This is a genomic window from Pristimantibacillus sp. Z349TD_6 (assembly GCF_056173205.1).
The window spans coordinates 3,594,782-3,616,689 of sequence record NZ_CM149662.1 but is presented as its reverse complement, the minus strand read 5'-3'; the positions used below and the strand labels follow the sequence as shown (position 1 = coordinate 3,616,689).

General features: G+C 45.7%; 21 protein-coding genes. 2 read left to right on the top strand and 19 right to left on the bottom strand.

The window, feature by feature from the left end; all coding sequences use genetic code 11:
- Positions 1 to 47: 47 nt before the first annotated feature.
- The 5 genes from trmFO to sucC all read right to left on the bottom strand — a co-directional run bounded on the left by trmFO (position 48) and on the right by sucC (position 7,834).
- Positions 48 to 1,367, bottom strand: a complete 1,320-nt coding sequence (gene trmFO / locus AC0VYE_RS15515) for an FADH(2)-oxidizing methylenetetrahydrofolate--tRNA-(uracil(54)-C(5))-methyltransferase TrmFO (RefSeq protein WP_475449014.1) — start codon at positions 1,365 to 1,367, stop codon at positions 48 to 50.
- 866 nt (positions 1,368 to 2,233) lie between these two features.
- Positions 2,234 to 4,342 (bottom strand): type I DNA topoisomerase, encoded by a 2,109-nt coding sequence (gene topA / locus AC0VYE_RS15510; protein ID WP_076268350.1) that lies wholly within the window; start codon positions 4,340 to 4,342, stop codon positions 2,234 to 2,236.
- A gap of 28 nt (positions 4,343 to 4,370) precedes the next feature.
- The gene (gene dprA / locus AC0VYE_RS15505; RefSeq protein ID WP_475449012.1) at positions 4,371 to 5,504 is read right to left on the bottom strand and encodes a DNA-processing protein DprA; all 1,134 of its coding nucleotides are present in this window, start codon (positions 5,502 to 5,504) and stop codon (positions 4,371 to 4,373) included.
- Positions 5,505 to 5,681: 177 nt separating this feature from the next.
- The gene (gene sucD / locus AC0VYE_RS15500) at positions 5,682 to 6,614 is read right to left on the bottom strand and encodes a succinate--CoA ligase subunit alpha (RefSeq protein ID WP_053375706.1); all 933 of its coding nucleotides are present in this window, start codon (positions 6,612 to 6,614) and stop codon (positions 5,682 to 5,684) included.
- A gap of 59 nt (positions 6,615 to 6,673) precedes the next feature.
- Entirely contained in the window at positions 6,674 to 7,834 is a 1,161-nt protein-coding gene (sucC, locus tag AC0VYE_RS15495; protein ID WP_076268348.1) for an ADP-forming succinate--CoA ligase subunit beta, read from the bottom strand.
- Between the two features lie 350 nt (positions 7,835 to 8,184).
- On the opposite strand from sucC, the gene AC0VYE_RS15490 reads away from it, so the two are divergent.
- Positions 8,185 to 9,753, top strand: coding sequence for a YifB family Mg chelatase-like AAA ATPase (locus tag AC0VYE_RS15490; RefSeq protein WP_475449010.1), 1,569 nt, complete (start codon positions 8,185 to 8,187; stop codon positions 9,751 to 9,753).
- A 58-nt stretch (positions 9,754 to 9,811) separates the two neighbouring features.
- Here AC0VYE_RS15490 and AC0VYE_RS15485 read toward each other — a convergent pair whose 3' ends face one another.
- The 7 genes from AC0VYE_RS15485 to rplS all read right to left on the bottom strand — a co-directional run bounded on the left by AC0VYE_RS15485 (position 9,812) and on the right by rplS (position 15,242).
- Complete coding sequence (locus AC0VYE_RS15485; RefSeq protein WP_475449008.1) at positions 9,812 to 10,216, bottom strand: YraN family protein; 405 nt, start codon at positions 10,214 to 10,216, stop codon at positions 9,812 to 9,814.
- Complete coding sequence (locus AC0VYE_RS15480) at positions 10,209 to 10,517, bottom strand: EscU/YscU/HrcU family type III secretion system export apparatus switch protein (protein WP_475449006.1); 309 nt, start codon at positions 10,515 to 10,517, stop codon at positions 10,209 to 10,211. The genes AC0VYE_RS15485 and AC0VYE_RS15480 overlap by 8 nt, the downstream gene beginning before the upstream one ends.
- Positions 10,514 to 12,340: a hypothetical protein gene (locus AC0VYE_RS15475; RefSeq protein ID WP_475449004.1), complete on the bottom strand. Its 1,827-nt coding sequence runs from the start codon at positions 12,338 to 12,340 to the stop codon at positions 10,514 to 10,516. Before AC0VYE_RS15475 ends, AC0VYE_RS15480 begins: the two co-directional genes overlap by 4 nt.
- Before the next feature lie 249 nt (positions 12,341 to 12,589).
- Entirely contained in the window at positions 12,590 to 13,204 is a 615-nt protein-coding gene (locus tag AC0VYE_RS15470; protein ID WP_441911298.1) for a ribonuclease HII, read from the bottom strand.
- Positions 13,205 to 13,225: 21 nt separating this feature from the next.
- Entirely contained in the window at positions 13,226 to 14,092 is an 867-nt protein-coding gene (gene ylqF / locus AC0VYE_RS15465; RefSeq protein WP_076268343.1) for a ribosome biogenesis GTPase YlqF, read from the bottom strand.
- Between the two features lie 9 nt (positions 14,093 to 14,101).
- Positions 14,102 to 14,803 (bottom strand): signal peptidase I, encoded by a 702-nt coding sequence (gene lepB, locus AC0VYE_RS15460; protein ID WP_256710900.1) that lies wholly within the window; start codon positions 14,801 to 14,803, stop codon positions 14,102 to 14,104.
- 97 nt (positions 14,804 to 14,900) lie between these two features.
- Positions 14,901 to 15,242 carry a 50S ribosomal protein L19 gene (gene rplS / locus AC0VYE_RS15455; RefSeq protein WP_053375699.1) on the bottom strand — a complete coding sequence of 114 codons (342 nt, stop codon included), beginning with the start codon at positions 15,240 to 15,242 and terminating at the stop codon, positions 14,901 to 14,903.
- A gap of 203 nt (positions 15,243 to 15,445) precedes the next feature.
- Here rplS and AC0VYE_RS15450 point away from each other — a divergent pair, with 203 nt between their 5' ends.
- On the top strand, positions 15,446 to 16,864 hold the full coding sequence (locus tag AC0VYE_RS15450; RefSeq protein WP_475449001.1) for a CAP-associated domain-containing protein: 1,419 nt from the start codon (positions 15,446 to 15,448) through the stop codon (positions 16,862 to 16,864).
- 72 nt (positions 16,865 to 16,936) lie between these two features.
- On the opposite strand, the gene trmD is transcribed toward AC0VYE_RS15450, so the two are convergent.
- The 7 genes from trmD to ftsY all read right to left on the bottom strand — a co-directional run bounded on the left by trmD (position 16,937) and on the right by ftsY (position 21,879).
- Positions 16,937 to 17,689: a tRNA (guanosine(37)-N1)-methyltransferase TrmD gene (gene trmD / locus AC0VYE_RS15445; RefSeq protein ID WP_339208901.1), complete on the bottom strand. Its 753-nt coding sequence runs from the start codon at positions 17,687 to 17,689 to the stop codon at positions 16,937 to 16,939.
- 3 nt (positions 17,690 to 17,692) lie between these two features.
- Complete coding sequence (gene rimM / locus AC0VYE_RS15440) at positions 17,693 to 18,217, bottom strand: ribosome maturation factor RimM (RefSeq protein WP_475448999.1); 525 nt, start codon at positions 18,215 to 18,217, stop codon at positions 17,693 to 17,695.
- Positions 18,218 to 18,379: 162 nt separating this feature from the next.
- On the bottom strand, positions 18,380 to 18,610 hold the full coding sequence (locus AC0VYE_RS15435; RefSeq protein ID WP_076268339.1) for a KH domain-containing protein: 231 nt from the start codon (positions 18,608 to 18,610) through the stop codon (positions 18,380 to 18,382).
- Between the two features lie 25 nt (positions 18,611 to 18,635).
- On the bottom strand, positions 18,636 to 18,908 hold the full coding sequence (gene rpsP, locus AC0VYE_RS15430) for a 30S ribosomal protein S16 (protein ID WP_053375694.1): 273 nt from the start codon (positions 18,906 to 18,908) through the stop codon (positions 18,636 to 18,638).
- Between the two features lie 34 nt (positions 18,909 to 18,942).
- A complete protein-coding gene (gene ffh / locus AC0VYE_RS15425) occupies positions 18,943 to 20,319 on the bottom strand; it encodes a signal recognition particle protein (protein WP_076268338.1) in 1,377 nt (458 codons plus the stop codon).
- Between the two features lie 26 nt (positions 20,320 to 20,345).
- Positions 20,346 to 20,708, bottom strand: a complete 363-nt coding sequence (ylxM, locus tag AC0VYE_RS15420; RefSeq protein WP_076268337.1) for a YlxM family DNA-binding protein — start codon at positions 20,706 to 20,708, stop codon at positions 20,346 to 20,348.
- A 163-nt stretch (positions 20,709 to 20,871) separates the two neighbouring features.
- Positions 20,872 to 21,879, bottom strand: coding sequence for a signal recognition particle-docking protein FtsY (gene ftsY, locus AC0VYE_RS15415; protein ID WP_076268336.1), 1,008 nt, complete (start codon positions 21,877 to 21,879; stop codon positions 20,872 to 20,874).
- Positions 21,880 to 21,908: the final 29 nt, after the last annotated feature.

Genomic DNA, 21,908 nt, shown 5'->3' with positions numbered 1-21,908 from the left:
CCTCAAGGTTCCAAATATTTAAATTGCCATGCCTTCATTACGCAATATTATTGCAAATGTTCCTTTTTAAATTGCTCAATACCTTCCAAAGCACGATTCGCAATCATTTCGTTCTTTTCTTTTTTGCTGCGGATCTTCTTCTCAAGCGGTGGAAATAAACCGAAATTAGCATTCATTGGTTGGAAATGCTTGAAATCGGCTGTTGTAATATAATGAGCCATACTGCCAAGCGTAGTTTGCTCCGGCAATACGAGTGGTTCAAGTTCTCGAGCTAATCTTGCAGCGTTGATTCCAGCAATCAAGCCGGAAGCAGCAGATTCCACATAACCTTCAACACCAGTCATCTGGCCTGCAAAAAATAAGGTCTCGCGGTTGTTAAGCTGATAGGTAGGCTTAAGCAAACGAGGTGAATTGATAAACGTATTGCGATGCATAACGCCGAAACGAACAAACTCAGCATTTTCCAGACCTGGTATTAATGAGAAGACGCGTTTTTGCTCTCCCCATTTGAGATGAGTCTGGAATCCAACCAAGTTGTATAATGTTCCTGCAGCGTTATCCTGACGAAGCTGAATTACAGCATGCGGCAGCTCACCCGTGTGCGGATTTACAAGTCCAACTGGCTTCATAGGTCCAAACAATACGGTTTGTTTGCCTCTGCTTGCCATAATTTCGATCGGCATACAGCCTTCAAAGTAGACTTCCTTCTCAAAATCTTTTACTTCTGCTTTCTCAGCTGTTGTCAGCGCTTCGTGAAAAATTTCAAATTCTTCTTCTGTCATTGGGCAGTTCAAATAAGCAGCCTCACCTTTATCGTAACGGGAAGCTAAATAAACCTTGCTCATATCAATCGAATCTTTTTCGACGATTGGCGCTGCAGCATCATAGAAATAAAAATACTCTTCGCCTAGCAGCTCTTGAATTTGCGAAGACAAGCCCGGTGCTGTCAGTGGGCCTGTAGCAATAACAACTATCCCGTCTTTCGGAATTTCTGTTACCTCTTCATTCCGTACTTCAACAAGTGGATGCTCATGCAGTCTGCGAGTAACTTCACCAGAGAAACCGTCGCGGTCAACCGCCAGCGCTCCTCCCGCAGGTACAGCGTGCTGATCAGCACAGCTTAAAATAAGCGAGTCTAGTCGGCGCATCTCTTCCTTTAACACTCCAACAGCATTTGCAAGACCATTAGAACGCAAGCTATTGCTGCATACAAGCTCTGCAAATTGATTCGTATGATGAGCAGGTGTTTTTGTGACTGGACGCATTTCATACAAAACGACAGGTACTCCTTGTGATGCAATTTGCCATGCTGCCTCGCTGCCTGCTAGTCCTGCTCCGATGACGGTTACTTTTTGTGGTTGTGACAAAATATATTCAATCCTTTCAGATATAGTTCACGTAGGTTGACCTTTGGCGCTACTACCTTGCCTTCAAAGGTTTTTTTATTGTAAATTAATAATTTCGAACCTTCCAAAAATTTCAAACATTTTGAAAGTTGTAAAACTTTTCAACGTTTAACTTAAGAAGCTTTTTTGAGGTAGAAAGACCTTTTAAAATCCTTCTTATTTCTCAAAAATTTAAAAACATTTTTTAAATTTCAAAACATTTTTACAATAATTTTATAACACTTTTAAAAGAATTTAAAAACATTCAATTCCTTTTTAAACTTCAAAGATTTTTAAATCTTCAAATCCTTTTAAAACTTAAAACCCTTATAAAACTTCAAATCCTTTTAAAACTTAAAACCCACAAGCTTCTCGAACCCACCCAAACCCTCCCTTCCAAGGGAGGGCCCCAAGGACTGCGTCCTCTGGACACCTGCAATTGGACTAACCTCTGTGTTAATCAGTCGGTTATCCATCCCATTGCCGTAAGATCGCTTCCGTCACTTCGTGACACGCTTCCAGCTTGCGCAAACAAAGATCTCTTCCATCAGCATCAGTTAATGATATGAGTTCAACTTGTGCAAACAAAGATCTCTTCCATCAGTTCGTGATATGAGTTCAGCTTGCGCGACCTTTAGTATCACATAACTGAAAGACAGTAGAAGCTTTGGTGCGATATGAGCGATTTAAGCCATTTGAAACATCAAAATGAATGAAACCATTATAAATCGATTACAGCAGCTTAATAGCCCGTTTAACAACGGTGTCCCCCCTTTGTGAAGGGAGGACGGGTAAGGCGGTTGTCATTCAATTCTGTAGTATGGCTGCTATTGCTAGCTCATGCTTAATTAATCCGTATCGGTACCTTGCTCGTCTTCATCCAATACCTCTTCGGAATAATCACATGTTGGGCAAAGCAGCTTTGCTCCGCTGCGATTGCGCTTTTCAACAAGCTTGGACTCGCCGCATTGCGGGCAAGGTTTGTTCGTCGGTTTATCCCATGACACATAATCACAGCCGGGATATTGATCACAGCCATAAAATATACGTCCCTTTTTGCTCCGACGCTCAATGATTTTGCCTTCTGCGCATTTCGGACATGTAACACCGATATCCTTGACGATCGGTTTCGTATTGCGGCAATCCGGGAAGCCCGAGCACGCAAGAAACTTGCCGAATCGGCCCATCTTATAAACTAAGTGGCGTCCGCACTTCTCACAAAGCTCATCAGACACCTCATCTTGAATTTCGATTTCCTTCATTTCATCTTCGGCAACTTCTAATCTTTTCTCAAAGGATTCGTAAAATGTAGCGAGCACCTTTACCCAATCCTCTGTGCCTTCTTCCACATGGTCGAGGTTGCCTTCCATGTTCGCTGTGAACTCCGCATCCAAAATTTCAGGAAAAAACTCTTCCATGAGCTGAATGACAAGATCTCCAAGCTCAGTTGGCATAAATTTTTTCTCTTCCATTGCAATGTATCCGCGCTTCTGAATCGTTTCCAGTGTCGGCGCATACGTACTTGGACGACCTATACCGAGCTCTTCCAGCGTCTTTACTAGTCGTGCCTCCGAAAAACGTGGCGGCGGCTGCGTAAAATGCTGTTTTGGATCTATCGATTCTGATTGAATGACATCTCCAGCGGCTAGCGGCGGCAAGAACTTATGCTCTTCAACCGTTCCGTCATCGTTGCCTTCCACATATACCTTCATAAAGCCGGCAAATTTCACTTTAGAACCAGTAGCTCTAAACGTTGTATCGCCTGCCTGCAAATCCACCGTCATCGTATCGAGCACTGCCGACTGCATCTGACTCGATACGAAACGTTCCCATACGAGCTTATACAGTCGCAGCTGATCACGACTCAAGAACGGTTTCATTGATTCGGGATCTCTTAATATGGACGTTGGCCGAATTGCTTCATGCGCGTCTTGAGCGTTGCTGTTTTTCTTTGTGTAAATGCGCGGTTGTTCAGGCACAAAAGCTTCGCCATACTTCTCAGAAATGAATTCTTTCGCTTCTTCTTGAGCGATAGGCGAGATGCGCGTAGAATCGGTTCTCATATAAGTAATTAAACCGACTGTACCTTCTTTACCCAGCTCAACGCCTTCATACAGCTGCTGTGCTACTGACATCGTCTTAGAAGCCCGGAAGCCAAGTTTCCTTGCCGCTTCCTGTTGAAGGGAGCTCGTTATAAATGGAGGCGCTGGATTGCGCAGACGCTCCTTCTCTCTCACGTCAGAGACTGTGAGCTTGCTGCCCTTCATCGCTTGGAGAACTTCCTCAACGTCAGCTTCCTTGCCTAACTCACGTTTTTCTCCATGAATGGAATGATATTTCGCATCAAAAGGAATTCCTGCATGAGTCAGCTTCGCAGTGATGGACCAGTATTCCTCAGGGATGAATGCATCGATTTCGTTCTCACGATCGATGATGAGCTTAACGGCAACCGATTGAACCCTGCCGGCAGACAAGCCCTTCTTCACTTTTTTCCATAGGAGCGGACTAATCTTGTAACCAACCAATCGGTCCAAAATCCGTCTCGCCTGCTGCGCGTTAACTAAATCCATATTAATTTTGCGCGGTGTCTTAAAAGCATCCTTCACGGCCTGTTTCGTAATTTCATTAAATACAACGCGGCAAGTATCGGTCTCATCCAGCTCCAAATAATGCGCCAAATGCCAAGCAATCGCTTCACCTTCGCGATCCGGATCGGCTGCTAGAAAGACATGTTTCACTTTTTTGCTGGCATCCTTCAATTCCTTGAGGATGCTGCCTTTGCCGCGGATGGTTATGTATTTAGGATTAAAATCATTTTCAACCTCGACGCCGATCTGGCTTTTGGGCAAATCGCGAATATGTCCCATAGAAGCTTTAACGATATATTTACTGCCAAGATATTTACCAATCGTTTTGGCTTTCGCGGGTGATTCGACGATAACTAAAGAATCTGCCATGTAAGGCGCCTCCTCTCTCCATTGCAAGCTATAAAGCAATATATATTGATCCGGGCTGCAATTCAATTTTGCGTTTTATACATAAATTTAGCAGAAGTGCGTTCAAATGTCCAAACGGGAAGGCGGAAAGCTCGTGCAACTCATTAATAGATAAGGGCTGATCTCGCAAAAAAGCAATCAATTTACTCTCCTCAGGCGTGAGCTCCGGCTTATTTAATTCCTGTTCGGACTTGTTCGCTGCATCTGCTTCCTTGTAAGCTTTAAGTGCTTCCGGCAGCCAATTCAGCTCATCGATAATGTCTTCAACACAGCTAATAAGCTTTGCTTCTCCGCGTTTGATGAGTGCATTTGGCCCCTCACTCTTAGGCGATGAGTTTGGACCGGGTATAGCAAACAACTCCCGAGACATGTCCATTGCATGCTGTGCTGTAATCAGAGAGCCGCTCTTCGTTGCGCCTTCCACAATAACCGTTCCTACAGATAAAGCCGCAATAATGCGATTGCGCTGTGGAAACTGTCCAGGATGCAGCGGAGTACCGATTGGCGTTTCTGAGACGAGCAAGCCATGCTCGGCAATTTTGTGAAACAATGATAGATTCTCAGTTGGATAACACTTATCAATAGGCGTAGGCAGAACAGCAATCGTTCCTCCCGCTCCGTACAACGCTGCTTCATGAGCTTTGCTATCGACACCTTTGGCTAGGCCGCTAACAACCGTCAAGCCTGCAGAGGAAAGCTCCTGTGCAAGCATAGTCGCTGATTGCCTGCCATATGCGGTCGGCACTCTTGTACCTACTACTGCAATTGCTGGACGCTGCAGCAGCTCAAGACGTCCTCTAGCATACAAGACCCAAGGCGGCTGTGCAATCTCTCTTAAAATTTTCGGATATTCGGTATCATAAGGCGTTAATGCGATTGCATTTACTGCAGCAACTGCTTCTGACGGATCTTCTGTCAAAATCCATGGCCGCTCAGCATAACGTTCAGCCGCTGCTTTCGCTTGACCGCGATGCAGGCCTATAGCAAGTAAATCTTCTATGCTCCATGATCGTTTATTCCAAAATTCATGGTGAACAGCCTTCTGAATTGCATGCCATCCTATGCCAGGAATTTCGTGAAAGGCAATAACCATTTGTCTACGAATATCTTGTTTTTTAGTCATCAGTACCAAGCCCCTTCTCTACTCGGGCTGGCCTACATACTTATCTATTGTGCGGTAGATAGCATAAGAATGCAAGTCAGCCGATAAAATAATGGCAATCCGCAAAAAAAAAAGCAACCTTCCAACTCCCGTTATCGGGTCGTTGAAAGGTTGCTTACCTTAGATCAAACTATATAATTATTTGCGTGTTATACATTTTTCAAGAAGGCCTTGCTCTTCAAGAACACTCACAAGCGTTGAACCCATCTCAGATGGTGTTGGAGCTACTTTAATGCCGCAAGCTTCAAGCGTTGCGATTTTTTCAGCAGCTGTTCCTTTACCACCGGAAATGATAGCGCCAGCATGTCCCATCCGTTTGCCCGGAGGCGCTGTTGCGCCGCCAATGAAGCCTACAACTGGTTTTTTCATGTTTGCTTTAATCCACTCAGCAGCTTCTTCCTCTGCTGTACCGCCGATTTCACCAATCATGATTACCGCGTAGGTATCTGGATCTTCATTGAAAAGATTCAAGATATCGATAAACTCAGAGCCCTTAACCGGGTCGCCGCCGATTCCTACTGCAGAAGATTGTCCAATTCCACGAGTCGTCAATTGATGAACCGCTTCATAAGTCAATGTTCCTGAGCGAGAAATTACGCCAACATGTCCAGCTGTATGAATGTAACCAGGCATAATGCCGATTTTGCATTCATCCGGCGTAATTACGCCTGGGCAGTTAGGTCCGATAAGAACGGTTTTGCTGCCGTCCATATAACGCTTAACTTTTACCATATCAAGCACGGGAATGCCTTCTGTTATACAGATAACAAGATCAAGCTCAGCGTCAACCGCTTCCATGATTGCATCTGCAGCAAATGCAGGTGGAACATAGATAACTGAAGCATTAGCGCCAGTAGCAGCTTTTGCTTGAGCAACCGTGTTGAAAACAGGCAATGATACGAGCGTGCCGTTATCAAGAGTAATATCAACGTTTGTGCCACCTTTACCAGGTGTTACACCGCCGACCATTTGCGTACCGTATTCCAATCCGCCTTTGGTATGGAACAAGCCAGTTGCTCCTGTAATACCTTGGGTAATGACTTTTGTATCTTTATTAACCAAAATGCTCACTCTTAACTCACATCCCCTGAATGAATTCGTATGCGGCCTATGCCACACAGCAAGTTATCTTATTTCACGAGAGCGACAATCTTCTGCGCGCCGTCCGCCATGGAATCCGCAGCCACGATGTTCAATCCCGATTCTTTCAAAATAGTTTTGCCGAGGTCTACGTTAGTGCCTTCTAGACGAACAACGAGCGGACGGTCAAGACCGACTTGCTTCGCTGCTTCGACAACGCCATTTGCAATTACGTCACAACGCATAATGCCGCCGAAAATGTTAACGAAAATACCTTTAACTTTTTCATCAGACAAAATGATTTTGAACGCTTCAGTTACCTTCTCAGCTGTAGCACCGCCCCCAACGTCTAGGAAGTTGGCAGGGTCGCCGCCGTAATATTTGATAATATCCATTGTTGCCATCGCTAGGCCTGCACCGTTGACCAAGCAACCGATGTTGCCGTCAAGAGCGATGTAGCTAAGGTCGTATTTGGACGCTTCAATTTCTTTCGCGTCTTCTTCTTCCAAATCGCGAAGCTCAACGATATCTTTGTGACGATAAAGAGCGTTTGAGTCGAAGTTCAATTTAGCATCAAGAGCAATAACTTGTCCGTCGCCAGTTACAACAAGCGGATTGATTTCTGCAATGGATGCATCTTTCTCAACAAAAGCTGTGTAGAGAGAAATCATGAACTTAACTGCTTTGTTAACAAGCTCATTAGGAATGTTGATTGCATAAGCTAGTTTGCGCGCTTGGAACGCTTGCAAGCCAACAGCTGGATCAACGATCTCCTTAATGATTTTCTCCGGGGAGTGCTCAGCAACTTCTTCAATCTCAGTGCCGCCCTCTTCCGAAGCCATCATAACGACACGACCTGTACCACGGTCTAATACTACGCCGATATAATATTCTTTCTTAATGTCGCAGCCTTCTTCGATCAGAAGACGTTTGACTTCCTTGCCTTCTGGACCTGTTTGATGCGTAACAAGCACTTTACCTAGAATCTCACTAGCATAAGCGCGCACTTCATCAAGATTTTTTGCTACTTTAACTCCGCCCGCTTTACCACGGCCGCCAGCGTGAATTTGTGCTTTCACGACAACAACCTTTGTTCCGAGCGATTTAGCCGCTTCAACAGCTTCGTCTACAGTGAAGGCTACTTTACCTTCAGGTACAACGACACCATACTGTTTAAGGACCGCTTTCCCTTGATATTCATGGATATTCATTGTTGAAATCCTCCATTTCACAGACTGAAATCAGTCATATGTACACAAACCTCTATTATTGTAGCACCTTTCCCCGCCAGTTACCTTACTTTCACACATAATTAATACGGCTTTTTTGATATGGGTTTCATCTCAAAATGAGATTAAAGCGATAAAACCAGCTGTAATGCTCGTTTTATAAGGGAAAATACCACGCCCTTTAGTATGACCCAATCCTAAAAATCATACCCGAAACATTTTAAATATTGACAATTTGAAGATAACTAAATTATGATATTGGCAAATTCATAACGATGGAACGGAATCGTAAGGAAGCACCTTCATTCACACATATGGGGGTGCTTTTTGTCGTGTTTAGTTTAATTCAAAGCGCAAGCGTTTATGGAGTTGATGGTAAAAGCATTTCAGTTGAGGTTGATATTTCCAGTGGTCTACCCCAAATCAACGTAGTGGGTTTGCCTGATCCTGCTGTTCGCGAATCTGTTGAACGTGTTCGAGCCGCTCTAAAAAATAGTGGTTTTACTTTTCCTATGGACAGAATTACGGTTAATCTAGCTCCTGCCGATTTGCGCAAGGAAGGCACTTCCTTTGACTTAGCCATTGCGGCGGGCATCTTAACTGCTAGCGGACAAATTAGCATTGCCCCTTTTGAGAATACGCTTCTTCTTGGAGAGCTCTCACTTAACGGCAATGTCCGTCCGGTAGCCGGCGTACTTGCCATGATTGAACAAGCGAAACGACTTGGCTTTAAGCGTGTCTTGCTGCCTGTAGAGAACGTCAAGGAAGCCATCTGGATTTCTGATATGGAATTGTTTGCGTTAAGCCACCTGAAAGAGCTTGATTTAATCAAAAAGAAACAATCCGACTGGAACGATATTCGTGTCGATCATAGAAACGATGCCAGCTTTAGTCAAAGTGAAAACAAAGCATATCTAGATAAGCAAGATGAAATTGGTGATTATGGAGATGTTCTCGGTCAGCATCAAGCCAAACGAGCTATGCTTATAGCCGCGGCCGGCAAACACAATATTTTGCTCAGCGGACCTCCAGGCACGGGTAAAACGATGATGATTCGGCGTCTGCCGGGGATATTGCCCTTATTGACTGAACAAGAAGCGCTTGAGGTTACGAAAATTTATAGTGTGGCTGGCAAGCTGCTGGATAGCTCCCACGGCCTCATTACACATCCACCATTTCGCGCCCCGCATCATACCATATCGTCCGGCGGACTGATAGGCGGCGGCTCAATCCCGAAGCCGGGAGAAGTTACACTCGCTCATCGCGGCGTGTTGTTTCTTGATGAATTGCCAGAATTTCCGAGACAGGTGCTTGAGGTTTTGCGTCAGCCGCTGGAGGATCGTATAGTAACCATTTCCCGCTCCAAAGCCGTCTTCCAATTTCCAGCCAGCATTATGCTGGCTGCCTCCTTTAATCCATGTCCATGCGGCTATTATGGGCATGAGTATGGCGATAAACGCTGCACTTGCAGCGCTACACTCATTAGCCGTTATCGATCTAAGATATCAGGGCCATTGCTTGATCGAATAGATTTACAGCTAGAAGTGCCAAGACCCATTTCTCTAGAGCATGCTTCAACTGGCCCATCACTTAATACTGCCCAAATGAAGCAGCTGGTGCTGGGTGCATATGCCTTTAAACAAGAACGCACAGCAGGCATGAGTCTCAATCCTATTGGATCATTAAACGGCGCTGCCCTTCGAAGGTCTGTAAATCTAAAGCCGGAAGCTGCAAGCCTGCTGGAAAGTGCTTTTGAAGCGCTTGGAATCAGTATGCGGGCATACGATAGAATGCTGAAGCTGGCACGCACCATAGCCGATCTTGAAGCAAGCGACGCAGTCGATACGATGCATATCGCGGAAGCTATTCAATATCGTGGGCTTGATAAGCCGCTTTCTTAATAAAAAAACTTTCTCTGTAGGTTAGCTCCCATCAGAGAAAGTACAATTTGTTACCATTTTAGAACGCTGCCTCAAAATGCTTTAAAGAAATGATGCTCTCATCTGCACGGCTCAACGTTATCGCAATAACATCAAAGCGAATGGATGCATCAGAGCGCCCAACACTGCGTAAATAAACTTGAGCCGCGTCCCTTACCTTCTGTTGCTTGCGATAATCCACCGACTCCGCGGCTGTGCCGTATTTACCGCCTTCTTTTCTCGTACGCACCTCTACAAATACAAATCTATCAGAATGTTCAGCAATAATATCAATTTCTCCAATTCTACATCGCCAATTCCGCGTGAGAATAGTATAATTCGCTTCTATTAAATACAAACAAGCTGCATCCTCGCCAAGCTGACCCGTAGCTTTCCTATTATCTAGTTTCCGCGTCCCACTCGTTCTTCCCTCATCATCACCCATCTATCATTTCCCTCGCTTTTCGGTCAGAACGATAAACAAAGCTTAAAATTTCTGCGACGAGCGTATACAGCTCGCCCGGAATTTCTTGATCGATATCAAGCTTAGAGAGCACTTCTACTAACGAGGAATCCTCTTGTACAGGAATGCCATTTTCCTTCGCTTTCTCAAGGATGAGATCCGCCAAATGCCCTTTCCCTTTCGCAATCATAACCGGAGCAGTACGTTCGCCTGGCTCGTATTTTAAAGCAACTGCTTTCCTGACTTTCGTTTTTGGCTGGTTTTCACTCTGATCGCTGCTCATATACGATAATCGACTCCTTTGTAACGATTGGCTGCAAAGGCGCTCATATCCGTCATTTGCTGGTTCTTAACTGCTGCTGATGCTGCTTCCACCTTGGATTCCCCCGCTTTGGGAAGCGGCGTTGTTCGCAGTGAAAGCAGCTGATAGCCTGCTTGCTGCAAACTGGCAGCAATTTCATTTCGAGATCCTTCTGCAAGCGATGAGATTGCAGGATGATCATTCCACAAGTTTAAACTCACAATCTTGTCCATCACATTTACGTCAACCATCGTATCGCCCAGCGTATTCATCGACAAATTAAATAGTAATCTGCAATTGGAAGCGTCAAGCTCTCCTTTTCGTCCTCTTCTTGTTTGAATATGAACCGAAGCGGTTTGTTTGCCGTCTGAGTTATTGATTGGAATAAACATCGTCACATGCGTGAGAACCGAGCTATTCCGCTCAGGAGTAAGCAAAAGCTGCTGGCCTGTTATTTGCTGTACAAGCTGCTGCGCTGTCTCCTTGAGCGCAGGAGGTGTATGATCCGATGAAACAAGAGCTAGCAATGCGCTTTTCAACGATTCCTGCTGAGCAGGCGGAGCAGAATCCGTCATTGGAATGCTATCTGCAACGGTCGAAAGAACGGCTAATGCTGCTCGTTCGACAATATGCTTTTGATCCGGCAGCCTTGCTTGCTGAGAATCCGCGGTTTCAAACTCTGCTGGTTTTGACAACATAACGGTTGGAGCAGCTTCTTTGCTGTTAGCCTCGACGATAGGAGTCTGTAGCGATGGTGCTGAAGCAGACGTTACAGTCGCCGGCTTCGCAGCAGTTTCCGTTGTTGCTGGCTGAGAAGCAGGCGCCTGCTGGCTCAATTGAGTATCCGTTGTAAAAACTTTGGCAAGCTGAAGCTCATGATCGACGCCCATCCATTTCATCATCTGTCCCAGCCAGTTGGGCTGACTTGACTGACTGGTTAATGCTCTAGCCGCTTGAGGATTAGCTTGATGATCCGGAGCTTCGTCCTCAGACATAGCGACAGGTGCTGCAGTTGCCTGCGGCAAGTCCGTTTTGACGATTTGTGCGCTTAATTGCTTTGCATTGGGTATGTCCTTTGTAACGGCCTCTCCTGATCTTGCTGCACCGGACTCAGCCGTCACTCCACGAAGCAGCTCGAGCCCTTCCGTCAAAAGCGCTTGCACACGTGCAGCTGCTTGAGTTGCGGCTTTTGTTTCAACTGTCCCTTCATCCGAAACGCTCGTGAATGAAGTAATTTGTTGCTGCAACGTCTCAAGCAGCTCATGCGTGCTGCGCCCGAACATAACCTGCTGCATCGCACCTACAGTAGCGCCAGTCATAGGCAGCCCTCTTTTAAAGGTTGCGGCAGCGGACTGCATCCATTGCTCTGCATCTCCACCAGCCGGCATCGCGGATGCAGCCTGTTGAAAGGCTTGCGCAACGTCGCGGTTCAGAATAACGCCTTCCTTCCGCAAATCCTTTACGATCTGTGCAGCCCATTTCTGCTCTGGCAATGCCAGCTGTTTAGCCCATTCCTTGAACGTATCATCAGGCAATCCCACTTGACCAGGTTCAACCTGTTTAAGCATTACAAGCGCTCCGCTTGATTGAGGCTGCACTTGGAGCATTGCTGATTGTCCCACTTGAAGCGGCAGCTCTAGCTTTGCACGCACTTGTACACCGTTAATTTGTACGAGCGCTTCGTTATTTTCCATCACCTGCAAGATGACGCCTCTTACCACTTGTCCAACTTTAAGCTCCACAGCTCGTGTATCCGCACTAGAAGCCTCTCCTAAGAAGCTTCGCATCATTTGACTTATATTCATTTGTTCATTCGCCTCCGTTGCTCCAGCGCCATTCTATGCGTTTGCTCTTTGCACTTAAGCGAGCTCTTTACATAAGCATGTACGACTTCATTAAACCTATAAGCCTTATATCGGTCAAAATGAGCAAAGCTTGTAGCCGTTCACCCCAAAAAACAGCACAAAAACAAAATAACGCCCGATAATTACACTAGGCATCTTTTGCCTCGCACAATCAATCGAGCGTCATATAATATGTGCTGCGAGATGCAGCTAGAAGAGAAGCAGCTGCTCCTCTGTAAATAAGTTGCCGAGAAACGATCTGCGATGCAGAGGACTTGGTCCATTAGCTAGCAATCGCTCCCGATGAAGCTTCGTTGCATATCCTTTGTGTATAGCAATGCCATAAGCTGGATATTCCTGCTCCCATTCGGTCATACAAAGCCTATCGCGCGTAACCTTGGCAACGATAGAGGCTGCAGCGATCGATTGGCTTGTAGCATCCCCTTTAATGATCGAGAGCTGCGGCAGACTAACATCGACCTTCTCCGCATCAACAAGCAAATAGTCAGAAGGAACCTGTAACGATTCCACTGCAATTTTCATTGCAAGCCTAGCTGCCTGCTTAATATTGATTCGATCAACCGTTTCAGCATCAACACGAGCAGCCGACCACGCAACACATTCCTGCAAAATGATATCATACAACTGGTCACGCTTTTTCTCGGAAAGCTTCTTGGAGTCGTTAACCCCTTCAATCACTAGCCCTGGCGGTAAAATAACGGCAGCTGCCACGACGTCTCCGAACAAGCAGCCTCGGCCAACCTCATCTACACCAGCAATCGCTTTAAATCCTTCTTCCCATAACGACTGTTCATATTGCAGCACGTTACGTTCCTCCGTTTCACATCAATAAGGTGGCGCTTCGAGCGTAATTCTTCCTAGCTTGCCTGAGCGCAAATCACGCAAAATGATTCCGGATGTTTTCTCCAAATCGACGTGTCCACCGCTAACAAGGCAGCCTCTCCGACGTCCGATATCTTCCATCACGCGCACGATTTCATCTGAATCCGTAGCGTCCTTTGGTGGCGTTTCAAGCTCATACCGCTCTTTCATGTTAGGCCAGTAACGATCTACCAGCTCACGCATCGCAAAAAACGCGATATCGTCAACATTCAAAATTTGTTCTCTAATGGCACCTGTCATAGCAAGCCTGTATCCGACGAGCTCGTCTTCAAACTTTGGCCACAATATGCCCGGTGTATCGAGCAGTTCCATTTCAGTTCCAATCTTAATCCATTGTTGTCCCTTCGTAACGCCAGGACGGTCGCCGGTTAAAGCAATAGCGCGTCCAGCGAGCTTGTTGATCAACGTGGATTTCCCGACATTCGGTATACCTACAATAAGTCCGCGAATTGCACGCGGATTTATGCCTTTTGCAATTTGACGTGCAATTTTCTCATGCAAAATTTGCTTTGCCTTGAGCGGAACCTCATTTACCTTCGTGCCTGTTGAGGAATCAATTGCGATCGATTCATGGCCTTCATTACGGAAATAAGCCATCCATTGCTCTGTCGTTTTTGGATCAGCCAAGTCGGATTTGTTTAATACGATCAATCTTGGCTTGCCGTTCAAAATTTCCTCAATCATCGGATTACGGCTAGATAGCGGAACCCGTGCATCCAATAGTTCGATGGCAAGATCGATTAGTTTGAGCTTGTCTTGTATTTGCCGTTTCGCCCGCGTCATATGACCCGGAAACCATTGAATGGTCATTTACTCACCTCATTTAGTCCAGTGCTTTATAAACTCTAGTTTGTTCAGCGGCCAAAAAATAATATCGGCACGTCCAACAACCTCTTTATCCGATACAAATCCGATAACCCTGCTATCTGTACTATCGCTGCGATTGTCGCCAAGTGCAAAAATCGTGTCCTCAGGAACAGTGATTTCAGATACATCGGAATTTATTCCTTTTTCGTTGTATAGCTTGCCTTCGGCATGTGCTGCCGCAACAGCTTCTTTTAAATAAGGCTCGTCTATTTTTTTATCATTAATATAAAGGTCATCGCCTTCGAGTCGAATTTTATCACCCGGTACGCCAATCACTCGTTTTATAAATTTTCGGCCTTGCTCTGGAACATCAAACACTACGACCTCACCAAACTTCGGCTCGCGTATCGTATACAAAATTTTATTTACTATTAACCGTTCGCCGGTCTCGAAATTAGGCTTCATGGAAGGTCCGTCGACGATGAATGGTGAAAACAAAAATTGACGAATGAGAAATACGAGAACGACCGCAATGACTAAAGCCTTGATCCATTCTACGACTTCTTTATAAGCTCCGCCCTGTTTTCCTGAGCCGGATGCATGGGCTGCTGCACGGTTTGGTAAATTCTGCTCAATGTCCGCATGTTCCTGCGTATTTTTCATTTCATGATCATTGCCATTGTCCAGCCCGTCATTTCGCTGCTGTGAGTCCATTCAGTCCGCCTTCTTCCCATATGCTGTAATATGTAAATGACCTTTGAGAAAAAACGAAAAGGAGCTTGTTTGCGCAAGCCCCTCTTGTCGTTTGTTCTTAACGAATTTCTTTAATACGAGCAGCTTTTCCGCGAAGACTACGTAGGTAGTACAATTTCGCGCGACGTACTTTACCACGGCGAGCCACTTCGATTTTTTCGATTTTAGGCGAGTTAAGCGGGAAAGTTCTTTCCACACCAACACCGTAGGAAATTTTACGCACTGTAAAAGTTTCGCTGATTCCACCGCCGCGACGTTTGATTACAACGCCTTCGAACAATTGGATACGCTCACGAGTTCCCTCGATAACTTTTACATGAACTTTTAGCGTGTCACCTGGACGAAAGTTCGGTAGACCTTGGCGCAGATTTTCTTGCGCGATTGTTTGCAAAAGATTCATTTGATTCACTCCTTCCACCATAGACGTTCTTATAAGCTCACCGGATTCCTCTGAATCGGTTCATCGCTGATAGCGGACCGTCCGACTTTACGAACAACATTAGAAATTTTACCATAGCTAGCCCAATAATACAACACGATTTTTTTATTCATAAATCATGTATACTAAATGATGACAAACACCGACATGAAGAGGTGACAAAATTGCACCATATTAAACAATCTTTTTGTAACAAAACAAAAGGGGGAATCGCATCTGTACTATTAATATTAACCATTTCTGCACCATTGCAAACCTCTGCTGAATCCTTGGCTTTTAAAGATACGAATGGACACTGGGCTGGCTCCTATATCTCTTGGGCTGTTGATCAGAAATTAGCTCAAGGTTATGGTGATAATTCCTTCAAGCCAAACAAGGTTGTTAATGAAGCTGAGTTTCTTGCTATGCTATTGAGAGCCTATGGATTAGTCACAACATCTTCTTCCAGCGCCAGCAATTGGACCAAGCCTTATTACGATTATGCGAATAATTTGGGCTGGCCTATCAATAACGCTTCGCAAAATGTCGAAATCCGACGTGGACAAGCTGCGTTGCTTCTGGCTTCCGCGGCAAATGGAAAAGAATTTACAGAGCAAAGCGCAATTCAGTGGCTGCTTGATGAGAAAATATCGAATGGACGCACCTCTGCCACCGTTAGCGGCTTCATACCAGATGGAAAGCTTACACGCGCTGAGGCGCTTACCTTCTTCTATAACCTCAAACTTCACTCAAAAGCGTTGTCCGATGCTAAAATTATTAACACAGGTGATCGCCTTCATGAAATAACGATAAACGATTCGCTGCAAAAGCTTCAACAAACGCTCGGAAAACCGTCTAGGATTGATCCAAGCGAATATGGTTTCTCCTGGTACGTTTATAATAGCAGCTATACCAACTACATGATGTTCGGCATCCAAAATGACCGGGTAATCGCTCTTTTCTCCAATGGCAAAGATAGCTGGGCGATGAAGTCGGGCATCCAGATCGGTCAAACGATTGGTAATGCCAAAAAGCTGCTTGGCGAAGCAACCAATGTCGAGACAAATAACGATTATTATGCTTACACTACAAAAAAAGTACATACCGTTCTCTTCATTGACCGACGTGATGGAAACAAAATAGCTGGTGTCATGCAAATGGATCAAGCCGTTTCCAAATCCACAGCGTTAAAATCAGCCAATACATCCAAGCTGGCAGACGCATATGAACAACAGCTCTTTGATCTTACTAACGCTGAACGCGCTGTTCGCAAAATACCTCTGCTGCAATGGGACAAGCTCGCTGCTGCCTCTGCGCATGGTCACAGCAACGATATGAGTACACGTAAATTTTTTGACCATACGAATCCAGACGGCTCGTCTCCTTTTGACCGAATGAAAGCAAACGGCGTTAAGTATCACTCAGCTGCTGAAAACATAGCTGCCGGATACAAAAATAGCATTTTTGCTCACTATGGCTGGGTCAATTCAACAGAAGGCCATCGTGAAGCACTATTAAATAGCAAGCTTGAGCGACTAGGTACAGGTGTTGCATTAGGCGGAACCTATAACGTCTACTATACCCAAAATTTTTACACGCCATAATCATCGAATACTTCTAAATAAACAAAGCCGCAACGAAATTCGTTGCGGCTTTGTTTATTAGCTAGGGTCGTCCTATTTGCCTGTCTTATTAGGCTCCTGCTTTAACTGTGAAGCCACCCATTTGCGTTCCTTGTCCGTAAGCGGGGCGCTCTTTAGAAGGTCAGGACGGCGCTGCAGCGTCCGCAGCAGTGACTGCTCACGACGCCACACCTCAATATTCGCATGATGACCAGATATCAGTACATCTGGGACATCCCAGCCGCGGAACGACGCAGGCCGAGTATAATGGGGATGCTCAAGCAAACCTGTGCTATATGAATCTGTAACGGCAGAAGTTTCATTGCCAAGCACTCCTGGAAGTAATCTAACAACGCTATCGATGAGCACCATCGCAGGTATTTCTCCACCCGTAAGCACGTAATCACCAATCGACAGCTCGTCTGTTACGAGATGCTCGCGTATACGCTCATCATAACCTTCATAGTGACCGCAAATAAGAACCAAGTGCTGTTCCTTTGCAAGCTCTTCAGCCTTCTTCTGCGTAAACTGTGCACCTTGCGGGCATAGAAGAATAACACGCGGCTTTATATTGTCATCCAGCTTTAAATCCTCTACCGCAGCAAAGACCGGATCTGGCTTCAAGACCATGCCGCCACCGCCGCCGTATGGATAATCGTCAACCGTGTTATGCTTATTGCCTGAATAAGCACGGAAGTTGATTGCTTGAGGGGATACGATCCCCTTCTCCTTCGCTTTTCCTAAAATGCTCGAATTGAACACGCCGTCGAACATTTCGGGAAACAGCGTCAGCACATCTATTTTCATCAGTTAAATCAATCCTTCCATCAAATGGACCGTCACGATTTTCTCTTTTGTGTCGACATTGATTAAGACATCATCAATAACAGGCAACAGCAGCTGCTTCCCCGAGCCCTTCGGACGATCCACTACCCACACGTCATTGGCGCCTGGACTTAAAATTTCCGAAATCGTGCCCAGCTCCTCGCCTTCCTCGGTAACGACGCGGCAGCCTATAATTTCGTGATAATAATATTCGCCTTCTTCAAGCTCAAGCTGCTGGTCGGCTGAAATTTTCAGTACCCAGCCTTTATATTTCTCAACCGCATTAATATCAGTGAAGCCTTCCAGCTTCAATATGTATACGTTTTTGTTCGCGCGTGAGCTGATTACTTTAACTTCCAGTGAAGCTCCGCTTTCCTCGTTCACCATAAGCAGCTTGTTTCCAGAAGCAAATCTATCCTCTGCAAAATCCGTTTGCGAAAGAATTTTCAGTTCTCCACGGATACCGTGCGTATTAACAACTTTCCCGACTGTAAACCATTTTTCGTTCATTAGAACCAGCCCTTCATATGTGTATAGCCTTATTATACATGCAAAAACGGCTTCGTTCCATGTTGAAGAACGAAGCCGTAATGATTAGCGACATCCATGGATAAGTGTACATATTGAAAAGAAGGTTAGGACATTCATCCCAACCTTCTCTTCATACGTACATCATGACATAATGTCGACGATGACACGCTTTTGCGATTTCACGGAAGCAGAAGTCACTACCGTGCGAATCGCTTTCGCTATGCGTCCCTGTTTACCGATGATTTTACCGATATCCTCGGGGTGAACCGAAAGCTCGTATATCGTGCCACGGTCATCATCCTTCACATTGATTTGCACCTGTTCAGGATGATCAACCAATGCCTTCGCTATGACAAGAATCAATTCTTTCATCTCAAGGCCCTCCGCTATTCAACAGTTATTTCTGTTGCTTAAGCTCATGGAACTTTTTAAGAACACCAGCTTTGGAAAGCAAGTCACGAACGGTATCAGAAGCTTGCGCTCCAGTTTGCAACCATTTTAGCGCTTTCTCTTCATCAATCTTAACTTGAGCCGGTTGTGCAACCGGGTTATAAGTACCGATTTCTTCGATAAAACGACCATCACGCGGCGAACGGGAATCCGAAACTACTACGCGGTAGAAAGGAGCTTTGTGAGCACCAATTCTTTTCAAACGAATACGTACTGCCATTAAAAATTCACCTCCTTCAAAGAGTAAACAACCATTAAAACGGGAACTTCATATTTTTGCCGAGCATACCTTTTAGGCCCTTCTTGCCGCCCTTAGGTCCTTTCGGTCCCATCATCGATGAGAATTGCTTCATCATTTTTTTCATATCGTCAAACTGCTTAATGAGGCGGTTAACCTCAACGATCGTTGTTCCGCTGCCTGCAGCAACACGCTTGCGGCGACTGTGATTAAGCAGCTCTGGCTTTTGCTTCTCCTCTTTCGTCATGGAGCGGACAATAGCCTCGACGCGGCCGATTTGTTTCTCATCGACCTTCATATCCTTCATGCCCTTCATCTTGTTCATGCCGGGCAGCATATCCATAATTTGATCAAGCGGCCCCAAATTGCGAACCTGCTCCATCTGCTCAAGGAAATCGTCAAACGTAAACTCTGCTGTACGCATTTTACGTTCCATTTCCTTCGCTTTATCTGCATCAATATTCGACTGCGCCTTCTCAATAAGCGATAGCATATCGCCCATGCCGAGAATACGGGAAGCCATACGCTCTGGATGGAACGGCTCCAAGGAGTCGATCTTCTCACCCATTGCTGCGAATTTAATCGGACAGCCTGTAACTGCTTTTACCGACAGCGCCGCGCCACCGCGAGTATCGCCATCGAGCTTCGTTAGTACAACGCCTGTTAAAGCGAGCTGTTCATGAAAGCTCTGTGCAACGTTTACAGCATCTTGTCCTGTCATTGCATCAACAACGAGGAGAACCTCATCCGGCTTTGTAACCTGATGAATTTGCTTAAGCTCTTCCATCAGCTCTTCGTCGATATGTAAACGACCGGCGGTATCAATGATGACATAATCATTGCCGTTCTCTTTGGCATGCTGTAGTCCAGCACGCGCAATCTCTACAGGTGATGTCTGATCACCCAAAGAGAAGACCGGCGCATTGATTTGTTCACCAAGCACCTGAAGCTGCTTAATGGCAGCAGGACGATAAATATCACAAGCGATAAGAAGCGGCTTATTGTTGCTCTTCTGAAGCAATTTTGCCAGCTTGCCTGAGGTTGTTGTCTTACCCGCACCTTGCAAACCCGCCATCATAATGACTGTCGGAGGCTTATTGGCCTTTACCAGCTTGCTCTGCGTGCCGCCCATCAGCTCGGTCAGCTCTTTATTTACGATATCGATGACGACCATGCCGGGCGTGAAGCTCTTGGATACATCAAGGCCAATAGCCCGTTCCTTCACCTTCGCAATAAAGTCCTTCACGACTTTAAAGTTAACGTCTGCCTCTAGAAGCGCCAAACGTACTTCACGCATTGCTTCGCTAACATCATCCTCGGAAACCTTGCCCTTGCCCCTCAGCTTGCTGAACACATTTTGAAGCCGACTCGATAAGCTCTCAAATGCTGCCATGTACCGTCACCTCCATTCTTCATGTTTTATTCGGCTAATTTAAATTGTGCAATGACACTCATAAGCGCCTGCTTATCCTGCTCTGCAATGGAAAGCTCGTTAACGCTGTTTACAAGCTGCACAGTTAATTGTTGAAAGGATTCATGCCTTACAAGCAAGCCTAGCTTGCCTTCATAACTTTCTAGCACTTGTTCTGCACGTTTGATGTGCTCATATACTGCTTGTCTGCTAATTCCAAACTCGCCAGCAATTTCCCCAAGCGTGAAGTCGTCGTGAAAATAATATTTGAGAAACGTCCGCTGCTTCTCTGTCAAGAGCGGCTCGTAAAAGTCGAACAACAAGTTTATTCGGGTTGTCTTGGACAAGGCATCTGGTTCATTTGCTTTCATCCCCTCAGCCCCTCCTGTTATTTGCTTGTTCTGCCGACAAGGTAAATACCTTTACACCAGCAACGTCTTTTATAATACATGACACTATAGGCTGCTGTCAAGTATTTTCCCTTGTCACCTTTACAAGCTGTTTTAACTACTCCAAACCATCGTTAATCGCCGCTTACTCCGCCGTTTTTCCAGCTTCAGACTCATCTTCACGCTGGATTAATCCAGCAAACAAAGCATGAATAAATTGCTCTGAATCGAATTGCTGCAAATCGCCCATTTTTTCTCCAAGACCTACAAGCTTAACCGGGAGGCTTAGCTCATTACGAATAGCAATTACGATTCCGCCCTTAGCTGTGCCATCAAGCTTTGTCAGCACGAGACCAGTTACGCCGCTTTTCTCGCCAAACAATTTTGCTTGGCTAAGTGCGTTTTGGCCAGTCGTTGCATCAAGCACAAGAAGAACCTCATGAGGAGCGTCAGGAAGCTCGCGCTGAATCACGCGGAAAATCTTGTTCAGCTCTTCCATCAGATTGGTTTTGTTTTGCAGCCTGCCAGCCGTATCGCATAACAGAACGTCTACGCCGCGCTGCTTTGCAGCTTGCACCGCATCGAACATCACTGCTGCAGGGTCAGCTCCTGATTGCTGCTTAATGACATCGACACCAACACGCTGTCCCCATACTTCCAGCTGCTCAATAGCTCCTGCGCGGAACGTATCGCCGGCTGCCATAAGCACACTCTTGCCTTCGCTCTTAAATTTATGAGCAAGCTTGCCAATGGTCGTCGTCTTGCCGACGCCATTTACGCCAACGAACAAAATAACAGTGATTCCGCTTGGAGCCATCCGCAAGCCGGAATGATCGTCACCCTTCATGAGCTGAATCAGCTTCTCAGATAGGATCGGCTGCAAATCCGAAGCATCCTCGATCTTCCGTTTTTTCACTTCGGCCCGCAGATCGTCAATAAGCTGCATAACGGTATTCACACCAACGTCGGCGCCAATCAATATTTCCTCTAGTTCTTCATAAAACTGCTCATCGATTTTTTTGCGGCGTGTGATTAGCTCTTCTACCTTTTCCACAAAAGCTGTACGCGTCTTCGATAAGCCTTCTTTGAAAATATTTGTCACCGCTTCTGTCTTTGTAGCGATGCTTTCCTTCAGCTTCTTAAAAAAACTCATCGTTCCAACTCCCCATCCTCACGTTGCCG